Annotated in this window: 4 protein-coding genes; all 4 read left to right on the forward strand. The window is 36.8% G+C overall.

Translation table 11 applies throughout. The features are described 5' to 3' along the window. The coding region (locus HY841_06990) for a hypothetical protein (GenBank protein ID MBI4930490.1) at positions 1–2,134 on the forward strand (2,134 nt) is incomplete at its 5' end. Between the two features lie 38 nt (positions 2,135–2,172). After that, positions 2,173–2,736: a hypothetical protein gene (locus HY841_06995; protein ID MBI4930491.1), complete on the forward strand. Its 564-nt coding sequence runs from the start codon at positions 2,173–2,175 to the stop codon at positions 2,734–2,736. Between the two features lie 12 nt (positions 2,737–2,748). Beyond that, entirely contained in the window at positions 2,749–4,893 is a 2,145-nt protein-coding gene (locus HY841_07000) for a T9SS type A sorting domain-containing protein (protein ID MBI4930492.1), read from the forward strand. Between the two features lie 180 nt (positions 4,894–5,073). Further along, positions 5,074–5,342 (forward strand): hypothetical protein (locus tag HY841_07005; GenBank protein ID MBI4930493.1); only part of this gene is annotated, 269 nt, incomplete at its 3' end.

A 5,342-nucleotide genomic window follows, 5' to 3' on the forward strand; every position in this document is an offset into this window, starting at 1 on the left:
AAAAATCATGTTCGATGCCGACAGTGTGATGATGGGAAACACCGCGAGGGTGGGCAACGGGCAGTTAAGCGTTGCCGGAAACATCACCGCCAGCGGAGATATTTCTTCCGGCACAGTAACTTCCGGCAGCATCGTAACCTCTCAGTTAATCATTGACACCCTTCACGCCCTCAGCCGCGTGGCGGTGAATCATTCCCTGATGATTGAAAAACAAACCGCAAAAAGCTATGCCGAAGTTTCCACCACCGATACTGCCATTGCGCTGGTGCTGCAAAAAGACAGTGCAGGCAAAGGAGTGGGCATCGGCATCACGCCATCCGCAGGTGAACGGCTGAGTGTGGCGGGGAATGTGGGAGTGAGCGGGAAAATTACCAGTTCGCAGGGCTTTATGTTCGATAATCAAAATGGTTTCAGGTATACTCCTGCAAATGGAACATCTCCTGCAATATTTACTTTAGGAAAAACTAATTCAGTTATATTGCCGGCAGCATTCTGTTCAATGCCAATTGATAATGTATCTTATGCCCACATGCCGCAAACACAAATTTTCTCAACCATGCAGCATGATAATGTTAACTCCGCTTTCTTAATGGGTTCTGATTGGAGCACAGGTAATGGTACGCTTGAAGTGGAAGGTACAGACAACAATGGACAAACAAATAACAGTTTGCAGATAAATAATTTCTGCGGCAGAAACACGTACATCAACACCAACAGCGCCCTGCCCAATAGAGGAGGAACGGTTTATCTGGGAGACCAAGTCCAAATGGCGCACTCAGCGCAAATCGGATGGAACTTTAATCCGGCTCCCAACTATGATATAAACACAGCCCTCAATATTTTTCCTGACAACAATGGAGGCAATGGCATTAAACTGAACACATGGACTAACAACATGCCATTGATTTCTATTAACAATCCTTCTTATTTCACACCTGCAAATTCTCCATTTGTAGTTCTTAACAGCAATGGAGTGATAAATGCAACTCAGTATTTATTGAATGGAAATGCTTTGGGCGAGTGGATAACAGCAAGCAACGGAACTGATATTTATAACAGTAATACAGGCAATGTTGGCATAGGAACAACCACCCCCACAGAAAAACTCCACATACAAAATGGTTCTATATATATAGATGGCGAAGGGCAGGGATTAATTGTAAATGAAGGCGGGCATAAAAGAGTTGGCTTGATGAAATATCCCGGGCACGAAGCGGGGATTTGGAGAGCATCCGGTCAGGATTTTGAGATTGGCAGATTAGATGTATCTGCGCTGCCCGGAACCCCAACAACATTTACAACCGATATTTATGTTGCAGGAAATGGCAATGTGGGAATCGGAACAACAAATAATCCCACAGAAAAACTGGAAGTTGCAGGAAATATTAAAGCAACAGGCATTATTACCAATGGTAAAATTCAGGCTTCTGCCTATGCCAGCAACAGCCCTTTGATTTTTGAAGCGCCCATAGGAACAGAACGTGCAAGAATAGATGATGTGACTGGAAATTTTGGAATTGGAACAACTACTCCGCAATCCAAATTAGATATTCTTAATGGTAGTATACACTTAGATAATAGCAATGGAAACCCAAACGATATATGGACTTCTTTCGGTTGGAGGACAATCTTAAAAGCCCCATTAGGTTCTGCATGGAGAACAACTGATGCTCTTAATGGACTTTATTTAGGATATGGCATGGGAACTTCAGGATGGTATTGGGTCATGTCTGGTGCAACTGATAATAGCGGGACTCCTTTCTATCCAATGAGACTTGAAGTTGTTGGCAGCGAACCAAATGGAATGAGGTTGAGCGTATGTGGAGCTGTGTATGCAAAAAAATTACGAATAGAAAATGTTGTTGGGTGCGACTTTGTATTTGAAAAAGATCACAATAAAATGACATGGCAGGAAAAGGAATTATATTACAAAATATATAAGCGCTTACCTAAGATGGACGCTGCCGCTGTAATGGAAAAAGACGGGTTGGATGTTGGAACTAACTTTTCCGGTCTTTTACAAAACGTAGAAGAAGACCGTTTGGACATAACCGAACTTTTTATACGTATAGAAAAAATAGAAAATGAAAACAAATTATTAAAAGAAAAAATAAAAGAGTTAGAGAAAAAATAATATAATATTCAGAACATTAAACCAACATGAAACAAAAAATGAAATTAATTTTTATCAGTTTAATTGCAATTGCAAATAGCCATTGTGAAAAAGATGTTCCTGTTTTCAATCCATCCCAATCATGTGGCAATGATTTAGTAATTAGCGATTCGTTGTATCAAAATGCTTTACTTCCAGATTCCTGTTTAGATACAATAAATGGTAATCATATATGGAATCTTTTGAATCATTATTATTACAATATATTTATGTTATCTTTTAATGCGTCATCTGGAACTGACGATACAATCAAGGAATTATATTTTATGAATGACTGCATTAATATTCCGTTGACATACGGAGGTACTAAGCCATTTTATTTAATTTGGGACGGAAAATCCATCAAAAATAATTCAAATCAAGCAGAAATGAATTTGCTATTATACTTTGATTATTCCTGTGGTTTTGATAATCCTATTGCATTATCGGGTTACTATTCTTGGAATTTAGAGGCGTTGAAAAAACAAGTGCAAATCCAATATACAAATGTTAAGTCAGCTAAAATTATTATTAACCCGCATTTAAATAATGATAATCGAAGGGAAATTATTTATTCATTTTAAAAAAAGTTATCCATGATTATAAGAATATTCATTCTCATTATTTTGTTGATTACATTATCAATAAATACTTTTTCTCAAAGGAGTTACGGTGGATATCCTCCTTCGTTTTCCAATTTACTTTCCGAAAACAAGAAGACTATTCCAATTCCAGAGGTTATTAAATCCAACATGAATAGTATTTCATTAAAAACTCAATTTGAAAACGACTCTTTTTTTGAAATTTTTAGTTCTCCAGTAGATGTAGATATTAGTTTAACTAATTCTGGGCGTTGGGACACATTGACAAACAGGGATAAAATTTGGAGAATAAAAATCACATCTCAAACAGCGTATTCAATTCAACTTTTTTTTGATGACTTTTTTCTAAGTGAAGATGCAGAGTTATATGTATATAACGAAGATAAAAGCATGGTGCTTGGCGCATTTACAAACTTAAATAATGTTATATCAAATAAGTTTACGATTCAACCTGTACAAGGTGAATCTATAATTCTTGAATTATTAGAGCCAGTCAATAATGATCAGTTAAGCCATTTTCACATATTTAAAATCGGGCATGCTTTTCAAGATATTTTTAATAAAACCTTATCAGGTTGTAATTTTGATGTTACATGCCCCGAAACTCAAGGGTGGGCTAATCAAATAAGATCATCTGTGAAGCTTCTTTTTACAACCCCTGCTTTTACAAGTATAAGAGGATCTGGAACCATAGTAAATAATCAAAAATTAGACGGCACACCTTATTTACTTACTGCATTTCATAACATTGATAATGAATTAATAAATAATGTACGTGATTGTCAAATATCTTTTGCGGAATTGGATATGCTTAATGATTATGCAATATTTGTATTTAATTATCAGGCAATTGTATGTGGCGGATTACCGAATACCATGTCACAGACAATTAGTGGTGCTAATTATGTAGTAGGAAGCAATGATGGAGATTTTGCATTACTTAAATTATCTAGTATGGATGCAAATTATTCAACTTATATGAGTGGATGGGATAATTCTGGACAAACCCCTTCAACTTCTGCTTGCATTCATTATCCCGGGTTTTCAGAATATAAAAAATTCTCATTAATTAGTGTCCCCTTAAGTGTTGTCAATATTAGCGGTGCCACCCCTTGTACAACAGGAGTTTCTAATTATTGGCTTGCGCCATTTAATAATATAACAAATCCATATAATGGAATTGAGTTTGGTTCATCTGGTGGTGGCTTATACAGTAATCTAAAACATATTATTGGTATAGTGAGCGCAACAACTGGTACATCTTGTAATGATAATGGTCATTTGGCAACTTTTGGTAGAATTTCAGAATTTTGGAATATCCTATCACCTTATTTAGCTCCACTTAATACCAATGATTTCACATGTGAAGGAATAGATTATAATTCTACACCCGCACATTGCAATAACACAATTTGTGATGGCGATGAAGATTGCATGACAGATGCTTCTAAACCTATTAATTGCGGTGGAAGCATTTGCCCGCCATGCAGCACTATTCTTGATCCCCCGCCAAACCCTCCTAATTGTACATTTTGTAAGTTTGATAAAGTATTTGAAGGCAAAGAATGGCACAATAAAACAAAAAATTATTTGACATCTGTTTCAATCACAGCAAGAATGGATAATAATTTTAATTTTACGATGGTGACTGATAATTCAGATATTAAGTTTCGTGCTCACGATTTTATTGAATTAAATGAGGGATTTGGAGTAGACGAAGGAAGCACATTTGAAGCATCATTAACTTCATTTAATTGCGAATGTACTTTTTTTAATTGCGGCCATTTTGGTTGTAATAACAGATTTATGAATGATACTGCTACAAATAATAATTATGAAGAAGAAATGAAAAAAGAAACTTTAAATAGCAACGGTGGTAATTTTATCACCCCCAACCCCTCCACTGGCATTTTTACTTTGCAATTAAAAGAAAATACGGTGGGAGAAATTTCCATCTACAACCCCCTCGGTCAGGTTATTTATCAATCTAACTCCCTCCCTTCGGGAACTTCCCCCCTTCGGGGGGACAGAGGGGGGCTTGGGTGGGCTATTGATTTATCCTCCCAACCCAAAGGCATCTACTTTTTAAAAGTGCAAACAGCAGATAAAGTTTATACCGAGAAGGTAATTGTGCAATAAACTTTTTCGTTTCCTCAGTATTTCCCTCCCACAATGGGGGAGGCTTGGAGGGGCAATTTCACAGGACTTAATCGGTGTAATCTGTATTTGCCTTTTCGGAAATCTGTGTAATCCCGGATAAAAAACTTTTCAACAATCTTTCCAATCTACCGATACATCGGTACAAATAAATTTTTCCTCATGCCATATTTATGCATGAAAAACATTGACGATGAAGACACACGCGTTAAATTCGGCAAGCACATTCATAAACTTCATACAGAAAATAAATACTCATTCAAAAAACTCAACAACCTCACAAAAATTTGCATCAGCCAGCTCCAGCTCATCGAAGAAGGAAAAACCGATACCTCCATCACCTATGCAAAAACATTGGCAACCGCTTTCAACCTCACACTCTCCCAACTTTTCATCTACGATACCCACCCCGATGATTTAAACAATACTCC

It is taken from the genome of Bacteroidota bacterium (assembly GCA_016213405.1).
Lineage (GTDB): Bacteria > Bacteroidota > Bacteroidia > Palsa-948 > Palsa-948 > Palsa-948.

Coding starts and splice junctions, on each gene's coding strand:
- HY841_06995 (MBI4930491.1), top strand. CDS start 2,173: ATGAAATTAATTTTTATCAGTTTAATTGCAATTGCAAATAGCCATTGT.
- HY841_07000 (MBI4930492.1), top strand. CDS start 2,749: ATGATTATAAGAATATTCATTCTCATTATTTTGTTGATTACATTATCA.